Raw genomic sequence first — 23,542 nt, forward strand, 5'->3', positions numbered from 1 at the left:
TTCAGGCGGCTTTTTTGTCGGTGGAATTTATTCGTCGCCGGCCGAGAAGTCGTAGTCCATCGACTGGCTCGGGCCCTGCAGGTAGTAACCCTGAATGAAGTTGACTCCGGCCTGCCACAGCGTGGCCAGTACGCTGGCACTTTCGACGAAGGGCACGATAGTCAGCTTGGCCTGGGCATGCAGGCTGCTGAGCAGGGTTTTCAGCGCTTCCTGGTTCTCTGCATTGCTCAGGTCCTGGGAGAACGAGCCGTCGACTTTGACGAAGTCCACTTGCAGGTGTTTGAGCGTATTGAACGGGTTCAGCGCACAGCCGAACTGGCTCAAGGCCACCTTGCAATGCAGTTCCGCCAGACCCTGGGTCAGCGCCTTGGCCTGCTTCAGGTAGGCGATGGCGTCCGGTTCGCTGAACTGGAACACCAGCGAGTCCGATGGCAGGCGCGCGGCTTTGAGTGCCACGCTGAGCCAGGGCAGCAGCGTCTGGTCCTGCAGGCTGGCGCTGGACAGGTGTACGAATAGACGGGTGTTATGGCCTCTAGAGCGGTGGTCTGCCAGTAGCTTGATCGAGTTGAGGATTACCCAGCGGTCGATCTTCTCGCCGAGGCCGGCATCCTTGGCGGCGGCGAGAAATTCCATTGGCGGCACCTCTGCACCCTGCGGATTGAGAAGGCGCAGCAGCACTTCATAGTGTTCGTGAGCATCGCCACGCAGGCTGATGATCGGCTGGAACAGCAGTCGGAAGCTGTTGTTCTCCAGTGCCTGCTGCACCATCGCCAGCAGGCTGCCGCGGTTGGCTGCTGCGGCGAGTTCATCGGCCGGGTTGAACACTTTGATGGCATTGCCGTCACTGAGCTCGTCGGCGCAGCGGTGCGCGCGATCGAGGACTTCCTGCGCCTTGGCGGTTTTCTCGCTAAGGCCGGCGACGCCAATCGACAGGGTGGTCTGCGCGGTGCGGCCGCTGACATCGAACAGGTGGGCTTCGACCTTCTTCAGCAGGGGCGCCAGGCTGGCTTGGCACTGCTCGGGCGTCTGGCCCGGGAGCAGGGCGGCGAACACGTCGTCACCGAAGCGGGCCAGTTGAGTGTCCGCCGGGAAATGTGCGCGCAGCAGGCCGGCCAGGTCGGTCAACAGCAGGTCGATACCGGCGAGGCCGATCTCGCCCTGCATGCTGGCATAGCGGTCGACACGGATGTACGCCAGGGTCGAGGGCTGACCGGTGTTGACGGCGCGCTCTGCGGCGCTGTCCATCAGCTCGAGGAAGTGATTGCGGTTGAACAGGCCGGTGACCAGATCCTGGCTGCTGATCTCGCGCAGTTTCTCTTCCAGTTCGGCATTGGAGGTTTCCGCGCGGATCACCACCTGAATGCACGGTTCGCCATCATAGGTGGCGGGGGAGAAGGTCATTTGCGCGGCGAAGCTGCTGCCATCGGCGCGTACGCCCTGGCAATTGAGCTCGGCATTGCCTTCGGCGCTCTGGTAGTTCTTCAGGAAATCCTTGAACGCAGCGTGATCGGCACTGGCGATCAGGTCGATCATCGGCATGCCTTCCAGCTCTTCACCATCTTCGTAGCTGAACAGCTCGAGATAGGCACGGTTGGCATAGATGTGCATGCCGTCGTGGACGTAGGTGATGGCGTCTACCGAGCTTTCCAGCAGCAGCTGGCAGCGCTTCTCTGCTTCACGCAAGGCCACTTCGGCGGCACGGCGGGCGCGACGTTCCTCGAGGTTGGCCAGCTCGCGCTTGGCCACCAGCACCAGACGCTCGTCCTCACCTTGCGGCAGGGCGTCTTGCGCGCCGAACAAGAGGGCTTCGGTGATGATCTCGGAATCATTTTCCTCGACCAGCTGGATGACGGGGATGTCCTTGGCCTGGCGGCGGATGGCACTGATCGCCTCGCCAGGATCGAGATGCTCGCTGCTCGCTGCGCAGATCAGCAGGTCCCAGGTCTGTTGCAGTGTTTCTGCCAGGTCATCGCTGGAGGTCAGACGATGCACACGAGTGGCATGCCCGGCGTTGCGGAACAGACTGACTAGGCGCTCTGCTTCGTTCTGCGAGTCTTCGAGAATCAGCAGGCGGATGGTTTTTTTTTCGATGGCCATAGAGGGGTCATTACCGCGCCGAACGGACGCGAAAAGGCGACAAATGGTGAGTTCGCCGGAGCCTACAGCGACTTCCAGAGCGAGTCAAAATCTTCCTCCCCCGCAGGCTTCTGGCTTTGCGAGGCTGTGACCGGTGTCCCGGGCGCGCTTTCCTCTTCGCCCACGCGGCGATACTCGAACTGACTGAAGCTGCCGGTACTGACCTGTCTGCGGGTCAGCAGGGCGCGGTGTTCTTCGCCGTGATCGTTGATCAGGACCTTGCTGCCCTCCTGGAATGGCAAGCGTGGAGTGATCAGGCTGGCGGGGCGAGAAATGGCGCTGATTTCCGGTAGCAGCAGGGCGCGCAGAAACTGGCTGTTCTGCTCGGCTTTGCGCAACAGTTGCAGGCCGCAGGGGCGCGCGTGCGGTGCGATCAGCTCGATACCCATCTGCGTGCCGCCGCCGCGCACTTGGCGAATCCAGCGCACGATGGCCACGCTCCAGCCCTGGCTGGGGTTGTCTTGTACGCCTAGCAGTTCACCAGCCTGCAGTTGGCTGGGGACGTCCTTGGGCCAGGACAGGCAATAGCCACCTGGGCTGTGATTGACGATGGGCAGGGGGAAGGTCGGGTAACTCTCGCCATTGCTCTCAGGCTGCGCCTGCTCACCGGGGGTTACCTTGGTGTACTGAATCTCTTCGAAGTGGATTTCGTCAGCCGCATTGCGCTGAGCATCGAAGGCGTTCGACCAGACATCAGGCTCGCCCGTGGACGGCTTGAATACCGCAGCGCCCAGCTCTACCGGGCGTTTCAGTACTTCAGCGAACGAGCAGCGTCCGGAGAGGAAGAAATGCAGCGCGGTCATACCGATGCACAGGGTCAGGCTGCCTTGCCCCGGCGTGCGCTGGAAGGTGCGCTCGGCGATGTCGCCCCAGGCTGCGGCAACGTGCTGTAGCAGATCGAGGGTAATGCCCTCCGGAATCATCAGGCGCGATTTGCTGCGCTCTTCTTCGGGGAGTTCCAGGTATTCCTTGATGGCATCGACCAGCGGCTGCGTATCGATGCCCAGCAGGTTGTGCAATTCGCTGCTCTGATACAACGACTTGTAGCGCGGCGGGCCGTCGACCTGCGGCGCCAGCACGAACAGGCTGTCGGCATGATCGCCTGGCTGCAGCTTGACCAGTGCGCTCCAGGGTTCCAGCGCTTGCGCCAGGCGGGCGATGCCGTTCTGGCGCATCTGGTTGGTGCGCGCGCAGCCGAGTAGCAGTGCGGTCACGTAGGTCTGCTCGGTGCTCAGGCCCTGAGTATGGCGTGCCAGTGGGTCGCGAATGACCTGACGCTGCAGGCGCTGCTCGCAGGCAATCTGATAGAGCTGGTGCAGCTCCAGCCAGAGCCCTTCCGGAACCGGGCAGTAAAGCTGACTGGCACGAATCAGCGGACTGCACAGGCTGTGGCTGGCGCGTTGCAGGGAGACGGCGAGCAACTGGTCGCGATCCTTGCCGCTGCGGGCGATCACGCGGGAAATGATCAGCTTGTAGCCGACGGCCAGGTGGTTCTGCAGCGCCTGGCACAGATTGGCCACCTTGCGCGGGCGCTCGTCGAGAACGATGGCCTGGTTGAGAAAGTGACGCTCCAGGTGTTGGCAGACGAAGCTGACTTCCGGGCGCAGCAGTTCGAGCAACTGCAGGCGATTTTCCGAAGGGGTGAGGAATTGATTGAGTTCCACCAGGCTCTGATACAACTGACGTGCGGTTTCACCGATGTTCGCCTTGGGCAGGCCTGCGATCCAGCGTTTCAGATCGCGGGGGCTGCCGTCGCAGAAACTGAGGCTCTGCTTGCTCGGCGTGGGAACGCGCAACAGTTGAAGGTGGGTACTCTGTCTATCCATCAAACTCGGATACTCCGGCCACGCAATACCAAGCGGCTCTAGTAATAGTCTTTCGAACTCTAGCAGTATCTGCCTGTGCTGGCAGCCCATCCGCGCGGACGGCCTGCCTCGCCAGAGTACGGATCTATGACCGAACGGTCGAGATGCGGGTTCCTTTTCTCAGCGGCTCAGTTCTGAACCGTGCCCATCAGCTGGCCCATGCGCACTGCGCTGCCTGCGCCCAGCTCCTGGGCCCATTGCACCTGATTCGGGCCGAACAGGACGATGGCAGTAGAGCCCAGTTTGAAGCGGCCCATTTCTGCGCCCTTGGCCAGTTCGATCGGCCCGCGTGCTTGCGCGTCATAGCGGGTGCTCTTCAGCTCGCGCTTGGGTGGCGTGACCAAGCCGGCCCATACGGTTTCCACGCTGGCAACGATCATCGCGCCCACCAGTACCACGGCCATCGGCCCGCGCTCGGTGTCGAACAGGCAAACCACGCGCTCGTTGCGGGCGAATAGTTCCGGCACGTTTTCCGCGGTGGTCTGGTTGACCGAGAACAGGCGGCCCGGCACGTAGATCATCTCTTTCAGCGTGCCGCCCAGCGGCATATGGACGCGGTGGTAATCCTTCGGCGAGAGGTACACGGTGGCGAACTGGCCGCCCATGAACGGTGCTGCACGTTCGGCGTCGCCGCCAAGGAGTTCGACCGCGCTGAAACTGTGACCCTTGGCCTGGAAGATGCGGCCGTGCTCGATGGCGCCGAGTTGGCTGATTGCTCCGTCGGCCGGGCTGAGAATGGCCCCGGGAGTTTCATCCAGCGGGCGCGCGCCGTCTTTCAGAGCGCGGGTGAAGAACGCGTTGAAATGTTCGTAAGCACGCAGGTCCTCGACTTGCGCTTCGCTCATGTTGACCTGGTACTGCTTGGCGAACCACGAGATCAGCGGATTCTTCAGCCAGCCGATACGGCATTCGGCAACGCAGCCGATCAGGCGCGACAGCAGGTGATGAGGCAGCAGGTACTGGCTGAGGATAAAAAGACGTTGTTTCATCGTGTTTCCTTGAAGGTTCTGAACCGGCATTGGCGTGGCCAGGCCGGGTGCAACTGAATGGTCGACGGACTCAGCGTTCGATGGGCGTGTCGGGCAGGTTGCCCCACTCGGACCAGGAGCCGGCATAGGCCTTCACGCGTGGATAGCCGAGTGCCTTGGCTACCACATAGCTGAAGCCGGAGCGGCGGTGAGTCTGGCAGTGGGTGATCACTTCCTTGTCGGGTGTGATGCCCAGGCCTTGCAGGATTTCTGCGATATCCGTGCGAATGCGCATACCGCGTTGCGGGTCCATGCCGGCGGTCCACTCGAAATGGGTGGCGCCGGGGATATGCCCGCCACGCGCTGAACTCAGTTTTTCGCCGCGGTATTCGTCCGCGCCGCGCACGTCCCAGATGGCCAGGTCGGTGGCGTCCAGGCGCGATTGCAGGTACTCGCGGGTGGCGGTGGGGGCATCGCTCAGCGTCAGCGATACGTCGGTGCGGGTTACTGCGGGCACCTCCTGGCTCAGCTTGAGGCCATCGCCGATCCAGGCCTGCAGACCGCCATTGAGGAAGTGGTAACGCTGATGGCCGATCACGTCGAGCAGCCAGATGAAGCGACCGGCCCAAGGGCCGCCCTCATCGTCGTAGACCACATAAACGGCATCCGCGTGATGACCGATATCGGCGAACAGCGCTTCGAGCTGCGCTCGCTCGGGCAGCAGACCGGGGGCGGGCGGCAGGCCCAGTTGCGTACGCTTGGCATCCACCCAGCGCGCGCCTGGGATGTGGCCGGTGGTGTAGCGCGCTGCGCTGCTCAGATCGAGCAGGATCAGGTCGGCTGCATCCAGGCGTTCGGCCAGTTGGGCTGGCTCGATCACCAGTGGCAAGTTGTCGAAGGCGGACATGACGGCCTCCTTGAATGAAAAGAGGTCGATTGTAGCGGAAACAGAGCGCTTCAGCGCCCGCGCCTGGAAAAGCTGCCCAGCGCGCGCTCGATGCACTGCACGGTCTTGGTAAAGGCCTGCAGGCTGACGTCATTGAGCGGTTGGCCGCCCTGGTCGGCCACGACCAGCATCACTACCCGACCGTTGTTGGCCACAGAGCGCAGCAGCAGATGCTCGCTGGGGAACAGGGCCTTGAGGTTGCCTGGCAGCAGTGCCGAAAACTGCGCCACGTTGCTGGGCGTCAGGCGCAGTTGTCCTGGCGCGCTGAGCAGGCGTTTCAACACCTGGCTTTGTGCCGGGTCGAGGCTCAGGGTGCTCGCGCTGGCATCGAGCCCCGCCTGTTGCTGGGTTTGCAGGCGGGTGTGCTGGCGATCGGCAAGAAGCAGCAGCACGCGCTTCAGGCCGCAGGCCTGTAAGGCGTCGCGGGCGCAGGCAGTCAGCTGCGGCACATTGGCAAAGGTGCTGGGCTCGGCGAGCAGGCGTGCACAGTGCTGGCGCCAAGTGGCCAGGTCATCGCGCTTGGGTGGCGCTGCGGTGCTGACGGCAGGCTTCAGGCGATGGGTGTCCCATGGCCAGATCAGTGCCTGGGCCGGGTGCCAGAGTGCGTGATCGTGAATCAGGCGTGCGCTGCTCACGGCGTGCTGGTGCACTTCCTGTTGTAGCTCATTCAGAGGGATCTGCAGGTAAAGTCCGGTAAGACGTTGCCAGCGCAGGCTGTGCGCGGTATCCCAGGCGTGGTGGGCGGATACTGCCAAGCCGTTGGCCAGCAGCACGCAGTTGCTCGGATGGGTGAGCCAGTGGCGCAGGGGGATGTCGGCGTCGAGCATTTGCTGTTGATGCAACGGATGCTCGTTGTCGCGAGCGATGTGCAGTGCCCGGACCAGTTGGCGACGATCACGCTCGAGCAGGCGGTAGCCGCGCACGATCCATTCTGGCAGTCGCCAGCGCTCGGCCAGTTTGACGCACAGCTGGATCAAGGTGACGCCGAGCAGCTCTTTCTCGACTGCAGCGGGTCGCTCACCCTTGAGCAGTACACGTTGCTCCCAGGCCTCGAACAACTGCGGATGGGCGCACAGCAATGGCCAGATGGGTGAAAGAAACAGCAGGCTGCAGCCGTGCAGTTCATTCCACAGGCGAGCCAGGCGTGCACCGAACAGGCCACGAGCTTGTTGGCTGGCATGCTGACTGATCAGCAAAATCTGCTTGAATGCTAGAGGGATGTCGCTTTCTGGCAGGGCAGGCGCCTGGCTGAGAAGGGCTTCGCAGCGGCTCAGGCCCAGGCGCGACAGCGCGGTTTCGACGCTCTCGGCTGGATCACTGAGGCTGTTGCTCGATTGGTTTGCCTCGCGCAGTACCTGCAGGGCGAAAGAGGGGCTGGACTCTATCGCCTCGGCAATTTCGCGCCAGGTCCGGCGACTGTCTGCCAGGATGCGACGCAGGCGCACATGCTGCTGCTGCTCGATAGGCAGTGGCAACTTGCCCAGATGTTGGACCCAGGCGTCCAGAGTGCGTGGCAGAGACTTTGACGTCGGCATATTGGCTCGAGTCGAACTGGCTTTTGACCATAACTGGCTATAGTCTGGCGTATAAGCTCCGATAATTAGAAGGGTTGTTTTTAATAACCCGTCCACTAGGCTCTACAAGCGTTTATTCCATGGTAAAAATCTTAGGCATCATTGTCGTCTTTGGCTGTGTGCTCGGCGGGTTCATACTCTCGGGCGGGAAGTTCATGGCATTGGTCCACCCCTTCGAGGTTCTGATTATTGGCGGCGCGGCGCTGGGTGCATTCCTCCAGGCCAACCCCGGCAGCATGTTCATGCAGGTTTTCAAGAAATCGCTGAGCATGTTTGGCAGTCGCTTTACCCACGCTTATTACCTCGAAGTGCTCAAGCTGCTGTACGAGATCCTCAACAAGAGTCGCCGCGAGGGCATGATGGCCATCGAGGCGGACGTCGAAGATCCCAATGCCAGTCCGATCTTCAGCAAGTATCCCGGTGTGCTCAAGGACGCGCGGATGACTGCGTTCATCTGCGATTACCTGCGCATCATGTCTTCCGGCAACATGGCGCCGCACGAACTCGAAGGCCTGTTCGACATGGAACTGGCCAGCCTCAAGGAGGAAGTGGAGCACCCGGCGCACGCTGTGGCCAAGGTCGCCGACGGCATGCCGGCCATGGGTATCGTCGCGGCCGTGCTGGGCATCGTGATCACCATGTCGATCCTGGCAGAGGCGGACAACGCGCAGATCGGTGAGAAGGTGGGTACTGCTCTGGTCGGTACCTTCCTCGGTATTCTCGCTTCCTACGGTTTCTTCGGCCCACTGTCGAACGCGCTGGAACATGACGCCAAGGAAGAGCTGAACCTTTACGAAGCGATCAAGGCGACCCTGGTCGCTTCTGCCTCGGGCATGCCGCCGACCCTGGCCGTAGAGTTCGGGCGCAAGGTGCTGTACCCGGCACATCGTCCGAGCTTCAGCGAGCTCGAACAGGCCATGCGCGGCAGCTAAGCCATGGAAAATAACCAACCCATCATCGTCAAGCGGGTCAAGAAGACCGCTGGCGGACACCATGGCGGTGCCTGGAAGATCGCTTTTGCCGACTTCGCAACCGCCATGATGGCGTTCTTCCTGGTCATGTGGCTGATGACATCGGCCACTCCGGAACAGAAGAAAGCCATTTCCGGCTATTTCCAGGACCCGATCGGTTTCACCGAGAGTGCCAGTCCATACGCCATCGACCTGGGCGGCACGCCTACGCCAGCGCCCGAGCGCACCCTCAATCCGGATATCTCCGAGACGCCGGAGAGTCAACCGGATGAGTCCGGCGTCAGTACCGATCAGATCGAAACCCTGGCGGAAAAGATGGAGCAGGAACGTCTGGAACTGCTGTTGCAGGAGCTGCAGAACAAGGTCGAAGAGAATCCCGAGCTGCAGCGTTTCAAGGACCAGATACTGTTCGAAATCACCCAGGATGGCCTGCGCATTCAGATCATGGACGCCGAGAACCGACCGATGTTCGCTCTCGGCAGTGCCAACCTTCAGCCCTATTTCGAAGACATCCTGCTGGCCATGGCCGACACCATTCGCGCGGTGCCGAACAAGATCAGCATCAGCGGTCACACCGATGCCAAGCCGTTTGTAGGGCGCGGCGATTTCGGCAACTGGGAGTTGTCATCCAACCGTGCCAACGCCGCGAGGCGCACATTGGTGGCGGGCGGGTACCCGGACGAGCAGGTGGCGCGTGTGGTCGGCTATGCCTCGTCGGCGCTGTTCGATCGCGAGGACCCATTCAATCCGGTCAATCGGCGCATCGATATCGTTGTGCTGACCAAGAAGGCGCAGCGCGCCATCGAGGGTGAACAAGGCGTCGAGGAAGGCACTGCGCCCGCGCCAGGCGAGGTTCCGGCGGACGCGGCGAGTGAGCCGCTAGCGCCAGAGCAACTGCAGCAGCGCCTGAATATCTTCGAAGAAGGCGCCTTGCAGTTCGATCAACTGAATAATCAGTAATCGTCTTCCGGCAGGCTGGCGATGATGTGCCGGTAGCTGGCCATGCGCTGTGGCTGCACGCGGCCGTCTTCCAAGGCCTGCAAAAGCGCGCACCCGGGTTCGCGATCATGCTTGCAGTCGCGGAAGCGACAGCGCCCGAGCAGGTCGTGGAATTCGATGAAGCCCGCTTCCACGTCATCACGGCTGACATGTCCGAGGCCGAATTCGCGAATGCCTGGGGAGTCGATCAGTTGACCGCCACCGGGAAAGTGGAAAAGCCGTGCGGTGGTGGTGGTGTGCGTCCCCTTGCCGGTCAACTCCGACAGCGCGCCGACACGCGTATCGACGCCGGGCAGCAGGCTGTTGACCAAGGATGACTTGCCCACGCCAGACTGGCCGACGAATACACTGACGTTTCCGTTCAGGCGATGTTTCAGCTGCTCCATGCCATCGCCCTGATGGGCCGAGACTTCCAACAGCGGGTACTCGAGCTCACGATAGACCTTGAGCAACGCGTCCAGCACTACCTGGTTCTGCTCATCGATCAGATCGGCCTTGTTCAGCAGCAGTAGCGGGCGAATGCCCGCGTGCTCGGCGGCAACCAGATAACGGTCGATCAGGTTGGCGTGCGGCTCGGGCAGCGGCGCGAAGACGATGACGATCTGGTCGACGTTGGCCGCCACCGGCTTGAGTTGGCCGCGCATGTCGGGGCGGCACAGTTCGCTGTTTCTCGGCAGTTGCGCGACGATGACGCCGTCACCCTGGTTGCCGGGGCGCCAGACCACCTGATCACCAGTGACCAGTGCCGGCAGGTTGGCGCGCAGGTGGCAGCGAAACACCTGGCCGGCCATCTCGCCCTGTAAACCTTCGATTTCCACCTGTACGCCGAAATGGGCGATTACCAGTCCGGTCTGTTCCGGGCCGAGGTCACCGCCTTCCAGTGCTTCCATTGCCCGTGATTCACGCTTGGCGGCGCGGGCGGCGCGCTCGCCTTGAATCTTTTCGATCCGCCAGTTCTGGCGTCGGTTGAGTTGGCGTTTGGCCATGGAGCATCCGGGTAGTGGAGTGTTGATCGCGGCGAGTTTAGCATGAGCGCTCGGCGGCCATTCGGCTGTCAGGAACAGAGGTCGGGAATGACGGCAGGCGAGGAACGAGCGGTGCTGCGGCTACCGCTATTGCGCGCTCTTTTGGCGCAGGGTCTGGCCCTGGCGCTGGTGGTGGTGCTGGTCTATCTGCTGGCGTTGCTGCCCTGGCGCATGTCGCTTTTTTCGGTGGCGCTGCTGCAAGGTGTTGTGGCCGCCGGGATCGGCTGGCGCCTGGGTCTGTCACGCTGGTGGTTGTGGATCAATCTGGCGTTTCTGCCCGCGCTGCTGGTAATGCAGCGCGCCGATTTACCGGCCTGGTTGTTCCTGCTGGGCTTCGTTCTGCTGCTACTTGTTAACTGGAACAGTCTGCGTGAACAGGTGCCGCTCTACCTGAGTGGGCGCAAGGCGCAGCAGCGTCTGCAGCAGTGCTTGAGCGAGCGTGAGCCGCCGCTGCGCTTCGTCGACCTGGGCTGTGGTACTGCTGGTACGTTGCTGCAACTGGCCAGACGGTTTCCGCGCGGGCAGTTCGTTGGTGTCGAGACGGCGCCACTGCTCTTCGCTTTCGCCTGGCTACGCTGCCTGCTGCAGGAGAACTGCAGCATTCGTTATCGGAGTCTGTGGCAGGTCGAGCTCGGCGACTTCGATGTCGTCTACTGCTTTCTCTCGCCCGTGCCGATGCCGCGTCTGTGGGCCAAGGCGCACGTCGAGATGCATGCCAATAGCTGGCTGATCAGCAACACCTTCGAGATTCCGGGCGTGCCGGCTGATCGCGAGCTCGAGATCAACGAAGGGCGGCAAACGTCCCTGTTTCTCTGGCGTATGAAGGGTCACGAGATCCGCTAGACTTGGCGCCTGAGCCAAGGAGCCTAACCATGCAAAACCCCAACAACCTGATCTGGATCGACCTGGAAATGACCGGGCTGGAGCCGGAGCGCGATGTGATCATCGAGATGGCCACCATCGTCACCGACAGCGAGCTGAACGTGTTGGCCGAGGGCCCGGTGATCGCCGTCCACCAGAGTGACGAAGCTCTGGCCGGCATGGACGAATGGAACACCCGCACCCATGGCCAGAGCGGCCTGACCCAGCGCGTACGTGAAAGCAAGATCGACACGGCTGCGGCCGAAGCACAGACCATCGCCTTCCTCGAACAGTGGGTGCCCAAGGGCAAGTCGCCCATCTGCGGCAACAGCATCGGCCAGGATCGCCGCTTTCTCTACAAGTACATGCCGGCCCTGGAAGCCTACTTCCACTACCGCTACCTGGACGTGTCGACGCTGAAGATCCTCGCTGGCATGTGGGCGCCAGCGGTCAAGGACAGCTTTCAGAAAACCGCCACCCACCAGGCGCTGGATGACATTCGCGAGTCCATTGCCGAGCTGCGCCACTACCGTGAGCATTTCCTCAAGGTGTAAATCAGCCACTCCGGCGCGTCGCGCGTACCGTGCAAGTAGCGTAGCCCGGATGCAATCCGGGGAAGCGGGCGGCGCCATTCCCGGATTGCATCCGGGCTACAGAGCACCGTGTCGCGCCAGTGCCCACTCGACATGCTCGCGCACTAGCTCCGACGGGTGTTCGCGGCGCGCCTGCAGAGCCTGTAGTACCGGGATGGTGGATGGCGCGTTGCCCAAGCCGACTGCCAGGTTACGCAGCCAGCGCTCGTAGCCGGCGCGGCGTAGCGGCGAGCCTTCGGTGCGGCTGAGAAACTCCTCTTCCGTCCACATGAACAGCTCGGCCAGGCCGCTGTTGTCCAGGCCGTGGCGCGGTTGAAAGTCGCCCTGGTCGGTGGGGCGAGCGAAGCGATTCCAGGGGCAGACGATCTGGCAGTCGTCGCAGCCGAACACGCGGTTGCCGATGGGCGCACGCAGCTCTTCGGGGATCGAGCCTTTCAGCTCGATGGTCAGGTAGGAAATGCAGCGCCGGGCATCCAGCACGTAGGGCCCGGCGAAGGCTGCAGTGGGGCAGATATCCATGCACGCGCTGCAGCGTCCGCAATGCTCGCTGGCGTGTGGGGCATCCACCGGCAGTGGCAGGTCGACGAACAGTTCGCCGAGAAAGAAATAGCTGCCGGCCTTGCGGTTGAGCACCAGGGTGTTCTTGCCGATCCAGCCGAGACCGGCTTTTTCGGCGATAGCCTTTTCCAGCACCGGGGCGCTGTCGACGAAGGCGCGGTAGCCGAACGGACCGATCTGCTGCTGGATGCGTTCGGCCAGTTGTTGCAGGCGCTTGCGGATCAGTTTGTGGTAGTCGCGGCCCAGGGCGTAGCGCGACACGTAGGCCTGCTCCGACTCTTTGAGGCGCTGGGCCATCTGCGTGTCGCCGGGCAGATAGTCCATGCGCAGCGACACCACGCGCAGGGTGCCAGGTACCAGTTCGTCCGGGTGTGAGCGCTTGCTGCCATGGGCGGCCATGTACTCCATCTCGCCCTGATAGCCAGCTGCCAGCCAGCGTTGCAGGTGCGCCTCGTGTTCGCCCAGCTCGACATCGGTGATGCCGACTTGCTGAAAGCCCAGCTCACGTCCCCAGTCCTTGATGGACAGGGCCAGAGCATTGAGGTCGAGGGTTTGATCGGACATGGGCGGGCGCAGGCGATGGACGTAGGTATAATTCTGCCAGACATCCGTGGTGAGCGAGCCATGCATCTATTACCAGCCTCTTTGCCGTTGAGCCTGCACAGTGCCGAACAGGTGCGTGCGCTGGATGCGCAGTTGATCGCCGCCGGCACGCCCGGTTTCGAGTTGATGCAACGCGCCGCCCATGCGGCCTGGCGCGCGTTGCGCAGACGCTGGCCGGATGCCGGCGAAATCACCGTACTGGCCGGGCGTGGCAACAATGCCGGTGACGGCTACCTGATTGCGGCTCTGGCTCAGCGTGCCGGTTGGCGCGTGCGCGTGCTGGCAGTGGGTGATCCCGCTGCTCTGAGTGGCGATGCTGAGCAGGCCTGCGCCGAGGCGCGAAGGGCGGGTGTGGATCTGCTGCCCTGGAGCGAATGCGCGCCACTGGCTGGCATCGTGGTCGATGGGTTGCTCGGCACAGGTCTGGCTGGCGCGGTGCGTGAGCCTTATGCGCAGGCGATTCGCATGCTCAACCAGAGTGGCTTGCCGGTGCTGGCGGTGGATATTCCTTCTGGTTTGCACGCCGATAGCGGCGCGTGCCTTGGCGTGGCCGTGCGCGCCGATCTGACCGTGACCTTCATCGCCCTCAAGCTCGGCCTGCTCACGGGCATTGGCCCGGAGCTGTGCGGCGAGCTGCAGTTCGACGATCTGCAAGGCGATGCCCAGCTATTGGTCCAGGCGCCCAGCGTGGCGCAGCGTCTCGACCCGGCCAATCTGCCGCGCCTTGCGGCGCGGTCGCCGGTGGCGCACAAGGGCCAGTTCGGTCACCTGCTGGTGATCGGAGGCGATCTGGGCATGGGCGGCGCCGCGCTGCTCTGTGCCGACAGTGCCCTGCGTGCCGGCGCTGGCCTGGTGTCACTGGCGACACGAGGTGAGCATGTCACGGCCGCTTTGGTGCGGCGGCCTGAAATCATGTGTGCGGCGGTGGCTTCGGCCAATCAGCTGTTGGCACTCACCGAGCGAGCCGATGTCTGCGTGGCAGGGCCTGGCCTGGGTCAGGGGGGCTGGTCGCGCAGTTTGCTGTCTGGCGTCTGTAGTCTCGATATGCCTCAGGTCTGGGATGCCGATGCGCTCAATCTGCTGGCTGCCGGGCAGGTCGCCGCGCCTGATCAGGGCGTGCTCACGCCGCATCCGGGCGAAGCGGCGCGTTTGCTGGGCATCGATACCGCGAGCGTGCAGGCTGATCGGCCGGCTGCCGTGCGGGCCCTGGCGCACCGTTTTGGCCTGGTGGTAGTGCTCAAGGGCGCAGGCAGCCTGGTCGCAGCACCGGACGGGCGTATGGCGCTGTGTGATCGTGGTCATCCGGCCATGGCGGGCGCGGGGCTTGGGGATGTGCTGGCCGGTTTGATTGGCGCGCTGCTGGCGCAGGGCATGGCAGCGTATGATGCGGCCTGCCTGGCGGTATGGCTGCATGCACGTGCCGGTGAGGTGCTGGCTGCGCAGGGGCGCGGGCTGGCTGCCGGTGATCTGCCCTGCACCATTCGTCACTTATTGGAGGAGTTGTGTCCTTGTGTGAAGTGAAACTCGAAGCGGCCGACGAAGCCGCAATGCTGACTCTGGGGGCGCGGATCGCCAAGATCAGTGGGGGGCAGGGCATCATCTATCTGCATGGTGATCTGGGCGCCGGCAAAACCACCCTTTCACGCGGAATTCTGCGCGGCCTGGGCCACGCTGGCGCGGTCAAGAGCCCGACCTTTACCCTGGTCGAGCCCTACGAAATTGGCGACGTGCGCGCCTTCCATTTCGATCTTTATCGTCTGGTCGACCCTGAGGAGTTGGAGTTTCTCGGCATCCGCGATTACTTCGAGGGGGATGCCTTGTGCCTGATCGAATGGCCGCAGCGTGGCGCGGGCGTTTTGCCAAAGCCCGACCTGGACATTACCATTAGCCCCCAAGCGAGCGGCCGTTCGCTGTTGCTGCAGGGGCGTGGGGCTCGAGGGGAGGCCTGGTGCAAGGCCCTGAGCAGCAAGGAATGAATAAGAAGCGATGGGGTTGGTTATGCGCATAGGCGCGCTGGTTACAGCTGTGGGGGTGTTGTTGGCGGCCCTGGCTGCCGAGGCCCTGGCTGCCTCCGATATACGGAGCGTGCGTTTGTGGCGTGCCCCGGACAATACCCGTCTGGTCTTCGATCTGTCTGGCCCGGTACAGCACAGCGTGTTCACCCTTGCCGCACCTGATCGCATCGTTATCGACGTCAGTGGCGCCAAGTTGGCTACCAGTCTCGAACAGCTTTCGCTGGCCAATACCCCGATCACCGGTGTGCGCTCGGCCCAGCGCAGCGCTGATGACCTGCGCGTGGTCATCGATTTGTCGGCGCCAGTGTCGCCGAAGAGCTTTACCCTGGCGCCTAACCAGCAATATGGCCATCGCCTGGTGGTCGATCTGTTCGATCAGGGCAGTGCGCCACCCGCCACGCAGACGCCCAGCATTGCCGCCAGCGCACCTCCTGTGCCGGTCACGCCGACCCAGCCACCACCGAAGTTGACGCCTGTGCCCAATGGCAAGCGCGATATCGTCGTCGCCATTGATGCCGGCCATGGTGGTGAGGACCCGGGGGCGCTGTCGCCGGTCAAGGGGCAGTATGAAAAGCACGTGACCCTGGCCATCTCCAAAGAGTTGCAGCGGCAGATCAATGCCGAAAAGGGTTTCCGTGCCGAACTGGTGCGCACCGGTGACTATTTCATCCCGCTGCGTAAACGCACCGAGATCGCGCGCAAGAAAGGCGCGGACCTGTTCGTGTCCATTCATGCCGACGCGGCGCCGCGGGCTTCGGCGTTCGGCGCTTCGGTCTATGCCCTGTCCGAACGGGGTGCTACGTCCGAGACGGCGCGCTGGCTGGCCGACGCCGAGAACCAGTCCGACCTGATCGGTGGCGCCGGCAATGTCAGTCTCGACGACAAGGACAAGATGCTCGCCGGCGTGTTGCTGGATCTGTCGATGACCGCTTCGTTGTCCTCCAGTCTCAATGTCGGGCAGAAGGTGCTGTCGAACATGGGCGGCATCACCCCGCTGCACAAACGGCGCGTCGAGCAGGCAGGCTTCATGGTGCTGAAATCGCCGGATATTCCCTCGATTCTGGTTGAGACCGGTTTCATCTCCAACCCCAACGAGGCCAAGAAACTGCATAGCGCCAGCCATCAGCAGGCGCTGGCGCGTTCGATCACTACCGGGGTCAAGCAGTTCTTCCATGAGAACCCGCCGCCTGGCACCTACGTTGCCTGGCTGCGTGACGAAGGCAAAATCGCCGCTGGTCCGCGTGAGCATGTGGTGGCACGCGGCGAGAGCCTGGCGCTGATCGCCCAGCGCTACCAGATCAGCCTGGCGTCCCTGCGCAGTGCCAACAAGCTCAATGGTGACGTGATCAAGGTCGGCCAGACATTGCAGATACCCGCCACAGCGCTGGCAGCCCAGTAGTGAGTGTCATGTCCCGTATTCATTTGCTCAGCCCGCGCCTGGCCAACCAGATCGCTGCGGGAGAGGTGGTTGAGCGCCCGGCTTCGGTCGCCAAGGAACTGCTGGAAAACAGCCTGGACTCCGGGGCGCGGCGTATCGATGTCGACGTCGAGCAGGGCGGTGTCAAACTGCTCAAGGTGCGCGACGACGGTGGTGGTATCGCCCCAGACGACCTGCCGCTGGCGTTGGCGCGCCATGCCACCAGCAAGATTCGTGAGCTGGAAGACCTCGAAGCCGTGCTCAGCATGGGCTTTCGTGGCGAGGCGCTGGCGTCGATCAGCTCGGTGTCGCGCCTGACCCTGACCTCGCGTACCGCCGACGCCGACCAGGCCTGGCAGGTGGAAACCGAAGGCCGTGATATGGAGCCGCGCGTGCAGCCTGCTGCGCACCCGGTGGGTACCTCGGTGGAAGTGCGTGACCTGTTTTTCAATACCCCGGCGCGGCGCAAGTTCCTGCGTGCCGAGAAGACCGAGTTCGATCATCTGCAGGAGGTGATCAAGCGCCTGGCGCTGGCGCGGTTCGATGTGGCTTTCCATCTGCGTCACAACGGCAAGACAGTGTTTGCCCTGCACGAGGCTGGCGACGAAATCAGCCGTGCGCGCCGCGTTGCTTCTGTCTGCGGCCCGGCTTTTCTGGAGCAGGCGCTGCCCATCGAGATCGAGCGCGGTGGCCTGCGCTTGTGGGGGTGGGTCGGCTTGCCGACCTTCTCCCGCAGCCAGGCGGATCTGCAGTATTTCTACGTCAACGGCCGCATGGTGCGTGACAAGCTGGTGGCCCATGCGGTGCGCCAGGCCTATCGCGACGTGCTGTTCAATGGCAGGCACCCGACCTTCGTGCTGTTTCTGGAAATCGATCCGTCGACGGTGGACGTCAACGTTCACCCGACCAAGCATGAAGTGCGTTTCCGTGACAGCCGCATGGTTCACGACTTCCTATACGGCACCCTGCATCGCGCCCTGGCCGATGTACGCCCAGAAGATCAGGTGGCGGCTCCGGCAGCCATTTCATCCGTGGCGCGTCCGACCGGCATGGCTGCCGGAGAATTTGGCCCGCAGGGCGAAATGGGTCTGGCGGCCAGCATTCTTGAAACGCCGGCTCCCAGCGTGCAGCCAGCCTGGCGCGGCAGTGGTGCCGGGTATCAGCAGTCGGCAGGTAATCCCTGCGTATCCGCTGGCGAAGCCCAGGCTGCATATCGCGAGTATTTTTCGCCACTGCCGACTGCCCAGGTTCAGCCCATGCCCCAGGAGCAGGGCGACATTCCACCACTCGGTTATGCCGTGGCGCAGCTCAAAGGCGTTTACATCCTCACCGAAAACGCTCAGGGCCTGGTGGTGGTGGACATGCACGCCGCGCACGAACGCATCACTTACGAGCGTCTTAAGCACGCCATGGCCAGTGAAGGCTTGCGCGGCCAGCCGCTGCTGGTGCCTGAGTCCATCGCCCTCAGCCAGCGCGAAGCCGATTGCGCCGAGGAACATGCCGAGTGGTTCCAGCGTCTGGGCTTCGAGCTGCAGCGCCTGGGTGAGGAAACCGTGGCGATTCGCCAGATTCCGGCGTTGCTCAAACAGGCTGAGGCCACCCAGTTGGTGCGTGACGTGCTGGCCGATCTGCTCGAGTACGGCACCAGCGACCGTATCCAGGCGCATCTCAACGAGCTGCTGGCGACCATGGCCTGTCATGGCGCGGTGCGCGCCAACCGGCGCCTGACCATTCCCGAAATGAACGCCCTGCTGCGTGATATGGAGCAGACCGAGCGCAGCGGCCAGTGCAACCACGGGCGTCCGACCTGGACGCAGTTGAGCATGGATCAGCTCGACAAGTTGTTCATGCGTGGTCAGTAATTGAATGAAGCCCTGAGTCAGGGGCGCCCGTCTTCGTGTTTCGAGCCATATCGATGTCTTCGCTTCCTCCTGCAATCTTCCTGATGGGCCCGACTGCCGCCGGCAAGACCGATCTGGCCCTGGAGCTGGCGCGCGTATTGCCGTGTGACCTGATCAGCGTCGATTCGGCGCTGGTCTATCGCGGCATGGATATCGGCACGGCCAAGCCTGAGCGCGCCATTCTTGATGAATTTCCCCACGCGCTGATCGACATCCGCGACCCGGTCGAGAGTTATTCGGCGGCGGAATTTCGCGCCGATGCCCTGGCTGCCATGGCCGAGAGCGCCGCGCGTGGGCGTATTCCGCTGCTGGTAGGCGGCACCATGCTCTATTACAAGGCGCTGTTGGAGGGCTTGGCCGATATGCCCAGCGCTGACCCGGCCATCCGCGCCGAGCTGGAAGCAAGGGCCGCAGCCGAAGGTTGGGAGGCGCTGCATCGGGAGCTGGCTGAGGTCGATCCGCAGTCCGCCGCGCGCATCCATCCCAACGATCCGCAGCGTCTGACCCGGGCACTTGAGGTCTATCGCGTGAGCGGCCTGAGCATGACCGAGCATCGCCTGCGCCAGGCTGCAGGAAATCCCGATGCGGGCACATCAGGCACCGGGCAATTACCCTATACTGTTGCTCAGCTTGCTATCGCACCAGCGCAGCGTCAGGTTTTGCATGACCGCATCGCTCAACGATTTCGGGTGATGTTGGAACAGGGTTTCGTGGAAGAGGTCGAAGCCCTGCGTAGACGAAGTGACTTGCACGCGGGATTGCCGTCTATACGGGCGGTGGGTTATCGCCAGGTATGGGAATACCTCGATGGCGAGCTGTCCCGGGACGATATGGTCGAGCGGGGCATCATCGCCACTCGGCAATTGGCCAAGCGTCAGTTCACCTGGCTACGCGGTTGGGAGAACTTGCATTGGCTCGATAGCCTGGCCTGCGACAATCTGTCTCGCGCCTTGAAATACCTGGAAAGCGTCTCCATATTGAAATGAGACCTTGCCGCTGGTCGTCTATCCTTGGGGGTGGGGCGGCCTGAAGCCATTGTTTACCTACTAAAATTATTGAAATTGATCCTCGAAAGGAGTGCGGCACATGTCAAAAGGGCATTCGCTACAAGACCCTTACCTGAATACCCTGCGTAAGGAACGCGTCCCTGTTTCCATCTATCTGGTCAACGGCATCAAGCTGCAGGGCCAGATCGAATCCTTCGATCAGTTCGTCATCCTGCTGAAGAACACTGTCAGCCAGATGGTCTACAAACACGCTATTTCAACCGTCGTACCCAGCCGTCCGGTGCGTCTGCCGAGTGCTGGCGACGCCGAACAGACCGATGGCGAGCCGGGTAACGCCTGATAGGGGGCTGCATTGTTCTTCGAGCGTCATGAGGGCGGTGAGCGGGCCATCCTGGTTCATCTGGAAGGCCAAGACTCCGAGGCGAGCGAAGATCCCCAGGAGTTCCAGGAATTGGCCATGTCGGCAGGCGCCGACATGGTCGCTTTCTTTAGCGTGCCCAGCAGTCGTCTGACTGCCAAGTTCCTTATCGGCAGCGGCAAGGTCGAGGAGCTGCGCGACCAGGTCAAGGCCATCGAGGCCGATCTGGTCATCTTCAATCACACCCTGACCCCGAGCCAGGAGCGCAACCTCGAGCGCGCCTTCGAGTGTCGTGTGCTCGATCGTACCGGGTTGATCCTCGATATCTTCGCCCAGCGTGCGCGCACCCACGAAGGCAAGCTGCAGGTCGAGTTGGCCCAGCTCGATCACATGAGTACGCGCCTGGTGCGTGGCTGGACCCACCTTGAGCGGCAGAAGGGTGGTATCGGCCTGCGTGGTCCGGGTGAAACCCAGCTGGAAACCGACCGCCGCTTGCTGCGTGTGCGTATTCGCCAGATCAAGCAGAAGCTCGAGAAGGTGCGCAGTCAGCGCGAGCAGGCGCGCCGTGGGCGCAGGCGCGCGGATATCCCTTCGGTTTCCCTGGTGGGTTACACCAACGCCGGTAAGTCCACGCTGTTCAATGCGCTCACCACCTCCGAGGTCTATGCGGCCGACCAGCTGTTCGCCACGCTCGACCCGACCTTGCGGCGTCTGCAACTCGATGACCTGGGTCCGATCGTGCTGGCCGACACCGTTGGTTTCATTCGCCACCTGCCGCACAAGCTGGTTGAGGCCTTCCGCGCTACGTTGGAAGAGTCGAGCAACTCCGATCTGCTGTTGCACGTGATCGATGCCCATGAGCCCGAGCGTATGGCGCAGATCGAGCAGGTGCAGAACGTGCTCAAGGAGATCGGCGCACACGAGTTACCGATGCTCGAGGTATACAACAAGCTGGATTTGTTGGATGGTGTCGAGCCGCAGATCCAGCGCGATGCTGATGGCAAGCCGCTGCGTGTCTGGCTGTCGGCCCGCGAGGGGCGTGGTCTTGAGCTGTTGCGTCAAGCAGTGGCGGAGCTGTTGGGCGAAGATTTGTTCGTTGCTACTCTGCAGCTGCCGCAACGTCTGGGGCGACTGCGTGCGCAGTTCTTCGCGCTGGGGGCGGTGCAGAGTGAAGAACATGACGAGTTGGGGCGCAGCCTGCTAGCGGTACGTTTGCCGCGAGTCGAGCTCAATCGCCTGGTGAGTCGCGAAGGTTTGGAGCCTCAAACCTTCATCGAGCAACATACTTTGCAATAAAGCCTGGGACGGTGGCTTTGCTGTCACCATAGGGCTTTGGGTAGCATTGGCCGGCGCGCCGTGGGCGCGCCTTCGCTTTATCAGTACGGAGAACGCTATGGCTTGGAATGAGCCGGGTGGCAACTCGAACAATCAAGACCCTTGGGGCGGCCGCAAAGGCGGTGGCCGGCAGGGGCCGCCGGATCTCGACGAAGCGTTCCGCAAGCTGCAAGAAAGCCTCAACGGGCTGTTTGGCGGTGGCAAGAAACGTGGTGACGACGACTCTGGTCGCAGTGGCGGCGGTGGCTTCGGCCTGCTGTTCGTCGGCCTCGGCCTGTTGGCGGTGGTATGGCTGTACAGCGCGATCTACGTGGTGGATGAACAGGAGCAGGCCGTTGTGCTGCGCTTCGGTAAGTACCACGAGACCGTTGGTCCGGGCCTAAATATCTATTTCCCGCCAATCGATCGCAAGTTCCAGGAAAACGTCACGCGTGAGCGCGCCTACAGCAAGCAGGGCGCCATGCTGACCGAAGACGAGAACATCATCGAAGTGCCGCTGACCGTGCAGTACCGGGTGAGCAACCTGCAGGACTTCGTGCTCAACGTCGACCAGCCGGAAGTCAGTCTGCAGCACGCCACCGACAGTGCCGTGCGCCACGTGGTGGGCTCCACCGAGATGGATCAGGTGCTGACCGAAGGTCGTGAACTGATGGCCAGCGAGGTGCGTGAGCGCCTGCAGCGTTTCCTCGACAACTACCGCACCGGTATCACCATCACTCAGGTGAACATCCAGAGCGCTGCGGCGCCGCGTGAGGTTCAGGAAGCCTTCGACGACGTGATCCGTGCCCGTGAAGACGAGCAGCGCGAGAAGAACCAGGCCGAGTCCTACGCCAACGGCGTGATTCCGGAAGCGCGTGGTCAGGCCCAGCGTCTGCTGGAGGAGGCCAACGGTTATCGTGATGAAGTCATCGCTCGCGCCCAGGGTGAGGCTGATCGCTTCACCAAGTTGGTCGCCGAGTACCGTAAGGCACCCGAGATCACTCGTGAGCGTCTGTACATCGACACCATGCAGGAAGTCATGAGCAACACCAGCAAGGTTCTGGTCACCGGTGACAAGGGGCAGAACAACCTGCTCTATCTGCCGCTGGACAAGATGATCGACAGCCGTGGTGGTGCTTCTTCCTCCAGCTCTGCCAACAGCAGCAATTCGACAGCGCGTGATCCGGCCGTGCCGCTGAGCAGCGATATGTCCCAGCGTAACCTGCGTACCCGGGAGGGCCGTTGATGAACAACAAGTCCCTGATCGGCCTGATCGTGGCCGTGGTTGTGGCCCTGGTGGCGTGGAACAGCTTCTATATCGTGGCGCAGACCGAGCGTGCGGTGCTGTTGCAGTTCGGGCGAGTGGTTCAGCCTGATGTGCAGCCCGGCCTGCATGTGAAGATCCCCTACGTCAACCAGGTGCGTATCTTCGACGGTCGTCTGCTGACGCTGGACTCGACGTCCTCGCGCTTCCTGACCCTGGAGAAGAAGGCGCTGATGGTCGATGCCTATGCCAAGTGGCGGGTGAAGGATGCCGAGCGCTTCTATCAGTCCACCTCGGGTATGAAGCAGGTCGCTGATGAGCGTCTGGCGCGTCGTCTGGAAGCATCGCTGCGTGACCAGTTCGGTAAGCGCACCCTGCATGAATCGGTATCCGGTGAGCGTGATGCGCTGATGGCTGACGTGACCGCGACCCTCAACCGCGCCGCCGAGCGTGAGCTGGGTATCGAAGTGGTCGATGTTCGGGTCAAGGCCATCGACCTGCCGCGGGAAGTGAACCGCAGCGTGTTCGAGCGGATGAGCACCGAGCGTGAGCGTGAGGCCCGCGAGCATCGCGCCAAGGGTCGTGAGCTGGCCGAAGGTATTCGCGCCGATGCTGATCGTCAGCGCCGCGTACTGCTGGCTGAAGCCTATCGTGAAGCTGAAGAGCTGCGCGGTGACGGTGATGCCCAGGCTGCCTCCATCTACGCCAACGCTTTCGGTCAGGATCAGGAGTTCTACTCCTTCTACCGTAGTCTGCAGGCTTACCGCGAAAGCTTCGCTGACAAGCGTGATGTGCTGGTGCTGGACCCGGGTAGCGATTTCTTCCGCTACCTGGAAAAGTCCAGGCCTTGATTGGAAACCCTGGCGGCGCGATGCGTCGCCAGGGTGACCTCAAGGTAAAACGTGGTATCATGCGGCAGCCGGGAAAATCCCGGCTTTTTTGCGTCTGTGGGAATCATGTGGCAGGAACTCGGCATCGCGTTGTGTCTGGTATTGGTGCTGGAAGGCATCCTGCCCTTCCTCTATCCGCGCCATTGGCGCGGAGCGGTCATGCAGGCAGCTCGTCTGCCCGACCGCCGACTGCGCCTTATGGGGCTGGCCAGCATGCTGCTGGGTACGGCCCTTCTATATCTGCTTCACTGAAGGCTTGTGCCGCCCGGATCGAGAG

21 protein-coding genes are annotated in these 23,542 nt (G+C 62.6%); 14 read left to right on the top strand and 7 right to left on the bottom strand.

Features of this window, described 5'->3' with window-relative positions:
- Positions 1-27 precede the first annotated feature (27 nt).
- The 5 genes from BM186_RS05365 to BM186_RS05385 form a co-directional block, all read right to left on the bottom strand.
- On the bottom strand, positions 28-2,097 hold the full coding sequence (locus BM186_RS05365) for an EAL domain-containing response regulator (RefSeq protein WP_074913795.1): 2,070 nt from the start codon (positions 2,095-2,097) through the stop codon (positions 28-30).
- Positions 2,098-2,159: 62 nt separating this feature from the next.
- Positions 2,160-3,962: a molecular chaperone gene (locus BM186_RS05370; RefSeq protein ID WP_074913796.1), complete on the bottom strand. Its 1,803-nt coding sequence runs from the start codon at positions 3,960-3,962 to the stop codon at positions 2,160-2,162.
- Positions 3,963-4,129: 167 nt separating this feature from the next.
- The gene (asd, locus tag BM186_RS05375; protein WP_074913797.1) at positions 4,130-4,990 is read right to left on the bottom strand and encodes an archaetidylserine decarboxylase; all 861 of its coding nucleotides are present in this window, start codon (positions 4,988-4,990) and stop codon (positions 4,130-4,132) included.
- 70 nt (positions 4,991-5,060) lie between these two features.
- Positions 5,061-5,876, bottom strand: a complete 816-nt coding sequence (locus BM186_RS05380) for a rhodanese-like domain-containing protein (RefSeq protein ID WP_074913798.1) — start codon at positions 5,874-5,876, stop codon at positions 5,061-5,063.
- A 50-nt stretch (positions 5,877-5,926) separates the two neighbouring features.
- Positions 5,927-7,450: an HDOD domain-containing protein gene (locus BM186_RS05385; protein ID WP_074913799.1), complete on the bottom strand. Its 1,524-nt coding sequence runs from the start codon at positions 7,448-7,450 to the stop codon at positions 5,927-5,929.
- Positions 7,451-7,569: 119 nt separating this feature from the next.
- On the opposite strand from BM186_RS05385, the gene motA reads away from it, so the two are divergent.
- Together motA and motB are read left to right on the top strand one after the other, a co-directional pair.
- Complete coding sequence (motA, locus tag BM186_RS05390; RefSeq protein ID WP_021487864.1) at positions 7,570-8,421, top strand: flagellar motor stator protein MotA; 852 nt, start codon at positions 7,570-7,572, stop codon at positions 8,419-8,421.
- A 3-nt stretch (positions 8,422-8,424) separates the two neighbouring features.
- Positions 8,425-9,420 (top strand): flagellar motor protein MotB, encoded by a 996-nt coding sequence (gene motB, locus BM186_RS05395; RefSeq protein WP_074913800.1) that lies wholly within the window; start codon positions 8,425-8,427, stop codon positions 9,418-9,420.
- Here motB and rsgA read toward each other — a convergent pair.
- Positions 9,414-10,445: a small ribosomal subunit biogenesis GTPase RsgA gene (gene rsgA / locus BM186_RS05400; protein ID WP_074913801.1), complete on the bottom strand. Its 1,032-nt coding sequence runs from the start codon at positions 10,443-10,445 to the stop codon at positions 9,414-9,416. The two genes, motB and rsgA, sit on opposite strands and share 7 nt — an antisense overlap.
- Positions 10,446-10,532: 87 nt before the next feature.
- On the opposite strand from rsgA, the gene BM186_RS05405 reads away from it, so the two are divergent.
- Together BM186_RS05405 and orn are read left to right on the top strand one after the other, a co-directional pair.
- On the top strand, positions 10,533-11,327 hold the full coding sequence (locus BM186_RS05405; protein WP_074913802.1) for a class I SAM-dependent methyltransferase: 795 nt from the start codon (positions 10,533-10,535) through the stop codon (positions 11,325-11,327).
- 29 nt (positions 11,328-11,356) lie between these two features.
- The gene (orn, locus tag BM186_RS05410; protein ID WP_017678658.1) at positions 11,357-11,899 is read left to right on the top strand and encodes an oligoribonuclease; all 543 of its coding nucleotides are present in this window, start codon (positions 11,357-11,359) and stop codon (positions 11,897-11,899) included.
- A 96-nt stretch (positions 11,900-11,995) separates the two neighbouring features.
- Here the strand turns inward: orn and queG are convergent, their stop codons facing one another.
- Positions 11,996-13,060, bottom strand: a complete 1,065-nt coding sequence (queG, locus tag BM186_RS05415) for a tRNA epoxyqueuosine(34) reductase QueG (protein WP_074913938.1) — start codon at positions 13,058-13,060, stop codon at positions 11,996-11,998.
- A gap of 60 nt (positions 13,061-13,120) precedes the next feature.
- On the opposite strand from queG, the gene BM186_RS05420 reads away from it, so the two are divergent.
- The 10 genes from BM186_RS05420 (at position 13,121) to BM186_RS05465 (ending at position 23,517) form a co-directional block, all read left to right on the top strand.
- A complete protein-coding gene (locus BM186_RS05420) occupies positions 13,121-14,620 on the top strand; it encodes a bifunctional ADP-dependent NAD(P)H-hydrate dehydratase/NAD(P)H-hydrate epimerase (RefSeq protein WP_074913803.1) in 1,500 nt (499 codons plus the stop codon).
- Positions 14,608-15,075 (top strand): tRNA (adenosine(37)-N6)-threonylcarbamoyltransferase complex ATPase subunit type 1 TsaE, encoded by a 468-nt coding sequence (tsaE, locus tag BM186_RS05425; RefSeq protein WP_074913937.1) that lies wholly within the window; start codon positions 14,608-14,610, stop codon positions 15,073-15,075. The genes BM186_RS05420 and tsaE overlap by 13 nt, the downstream gene beginning before the upstream one ends.
- Positions 15,076-15,085: 10 nt before the next feature.
- Positions 15,086-16,513, top strand: a complete 1,428-nt coding sequence (locus BM186_RS05430) for an N-acetylmuramoyl-L-alanine amidase (RefSeq protein WP_204378737.1) — start codon at positions 15,086-15,088, stop codon at positions 16,511-16,513.
- A gap of 8 nt (positions 16,514-16,521) precedes the next feature.
- Positions 16,522-18,393 carry a DNA mismatch repair endonuclease MutL gene (gene mutL / locus BM186_RS05435; protein ID WP_074913804.1) on the top strand — a complete coding sequence of 624 codons (1,872 nt, stop codon included), beginning with the start codon at positions 16,522-16,524 and terminating at the stop codon, positions 18,391-18,393.
- Positions 18,394-18,446: 53 nt separating this feature from the next.
- Positions 18,447-19,418 (top strand): tRNA (adenosine(37)-N6)-dimethylallyltransferase MiaA, encoded by a 972-nt coding sequence (miaA, locus tag BM186_RS05440; protein WP_074913805.1) that lies wholly within the window; start codon positions 18,447-18,449, stop codon positions 19,416-19,418.
- Between the two features lie 100 nt (positions 19,419-19,518).
- Complete coding sequence (gene hfq, locus BM186_RS05445) at positions 19,519-19,779, top strand: RNA chaperone Hfq (RefSeq protein ID WP_074913806.1); 261 nt, start codon at positions 19,519-19,521, stop codon at positions 19,777-19,779.
- Positions 19,780-19,791: 12 nt separating this feature from the next.
- A complete protein-coding gene (hflX, locus tag BM186_RS05450; protein WP_074913807.1) occupies positions 19,792-21,093 on the top strand; it encodes a ribosome rescue GTPase HflX in 1,302 nt (433 codons plus the stop codon).
- A 97-nt stretch (positions 21,094-21,190) separates the two neighbouring features.
- Entirely contained in the window at positions 21,191-22,357 is a 1,167-nt protein-coding gene (hflK, locus tag BM186_RS05455) for an FtsH protease activity modulator HflK (protein WP_072423282.1), read from the top strand.
- Complete coding sequence (gene hflC / locus BM186_RS05460; protein ID WP_017678667.1) at positions 22,357-23,226, top strand: protease modulator HflC; 870 nt, start codon at positions 22,357-22,359, stop codon at positions 23,224-23,226. The genes hflK and hflC overlap by 1 nt, the downstream gene beginning before the upstream one ends.
- A gap of 105 nt (positions 23,227-23,331) precedes the next feature.
- Complete coding sequence (locus BM186_RS05465) at positions 23,332-23,517, top strand: DUF2065 domain-containing protein (protein WP_003459207.1); 186 nt, start codon at positions 23,332-23,334, stop codon at positions 23,515-23,517.
- The last annotated feature ends 25 nt before the right edge of the window (positions 23,518-23,542 follow it).

The sequence above is a fragment of the Ectopseudomonas toyotomiensis genome, assembly GCF_900115695.1.
Lineage (GTDB): Bacteria > Pseudomonadota > Gammaproteobacteria > Pseudomonadales > Pseudomonadaceae > Aquipseudomonas > Aquipseudomonas toyotomiensis.

Excerpts from the sequence above, each read along its gene's own strand:
- BM186_RS05365 (WP_074913795.1), bottom strand. The coding sequence starts at position 2,097 with ATGGCCATCGAAAAAAAAACCATCCGCCTGCTGATTCTCGAAGACTCG.
- BM186_RS05370 (WP_074913796.1), bottom strand. The coding sequence starts at position 3,962 with ATGGATAGACAGAGTACCCACCTTCAACTGTTGCGCGTTCCCACGCCG.
- asd (WP_074913797.1), bottom strand. The coding sequence starts at position 4,990 with ATGAAACAACGTCTTTTTATCCTCAGCCAGTACCTGCTGCCTCATCAC.
- BM186_RS05380 (WP_074913798.1), bottom strand. The coding sequence starts at position 5,876 with ATGTCCGCCTTCGACAACTTGCCACTGGTGATCGAGCCAGCCCAACTG.
- BM186_RS05385 (WP_074913799.1), bottom strand. The coding sequence starts at position 7,450 with ATGCCGACGTCAAAGTCTCTGCCACGCACTCTGGACGCCTGGGTCCAA.
- motA (WP_021487864.1), top strand. The coding sequence starts at position 7,570 with ATGGTAAAAATCTTAGGCATCATTGTCGTCTTTGGCTGTGTGCTCGGC.
- motB (WP_074913800.1), top strand. The coding sequence starts at position 8,425 with ATGGAAAATAACCAACCCATCATCGTCAAGCGGGTCAAGAAGACCGCT.
- rsgA (WP_074913801.1), bottom strand. The coding sequence starts at position 10,445 with ATGGCCAAACGCCAACTCAACCGACGCCAGAACTGGCGGATCGAAAAG.
- BM186_RS05405 (WP_074913802.1), top strand. The coding sequence starts at position 10,533 with ATGACGGCAGGCGAGGAACGAGCGGTGCTGCGGCTACCGCTATTGCGC.
- orn (WP_017678658.1), top strand. The coding sequence starts at position 11,357 with ATGCAAAACCCCAACAACCTGATCTGGATCGACCTGGAAATGACCGGG.
- queG (WP_074913938.1), bottom strand. The coding sequence starts at position 13,060 with ATGTCCGATCAAACCCTCGACCTCAATGCTCTGGCCCTGTCCATCAAG.
- BM186_RS05420 (WP_074913803.1), top strand. The coding sequence starts at position 13,121 with ATGCATCTATTACCAGCCTCTTTGCCGTTGAGCCTGCACAGTGCCGAA.
- BM186_RS05430 (WP_204378737.1), top strand. The coding sequence starts at position 15,086 with ATGGGGTTGGTTATGCGCATAGGCGCGCTGGTTACAGCTGTGGGGGTG.
- mutL (WP_074913804.1), top strand. The coding sequence starts at position 16,522 with ATGTCCCGTATTCATTTGCTCAGCCCGCGCCTGGCCAACCAGATCGCT.
- miaA (WP_074913805.1), top strand. The coding sequence starts at position 18,447 with ATGTCTTCGCTTCCTCCTGCAATCTTCCTGATGGGCCCGACTGCCGCC.
- hfq (WP_074913806.1), top strand. The coding sequence starts at position 19,519 with ATGTCAAAAGGGCATTCGCTACAAGACCCTTACCTGAATACCCTGCGT.
- hflK (WP_072423282.1), top strand. The coding sequence starts at position 21,191 with ATGGCTTGGAATGAGCCGGGTGGCAACTCGAACAATCAAGACCCTTGG.
- hflC (WP_017678667.1), top strand. The coding sequence starts at position 22,357 with ATGAACAACAAGTCCCTGATCGGCCTGATCGTGGCCGTGGTTGTGGCC.
- BM186_RS05465 (WP_003459207.1), top strand. The coding sequence starts at position 23,332 with ATGTGGCAGGAACTCGGCATCGCGTTGTGTCTGGTATTGGTGCTGGAA.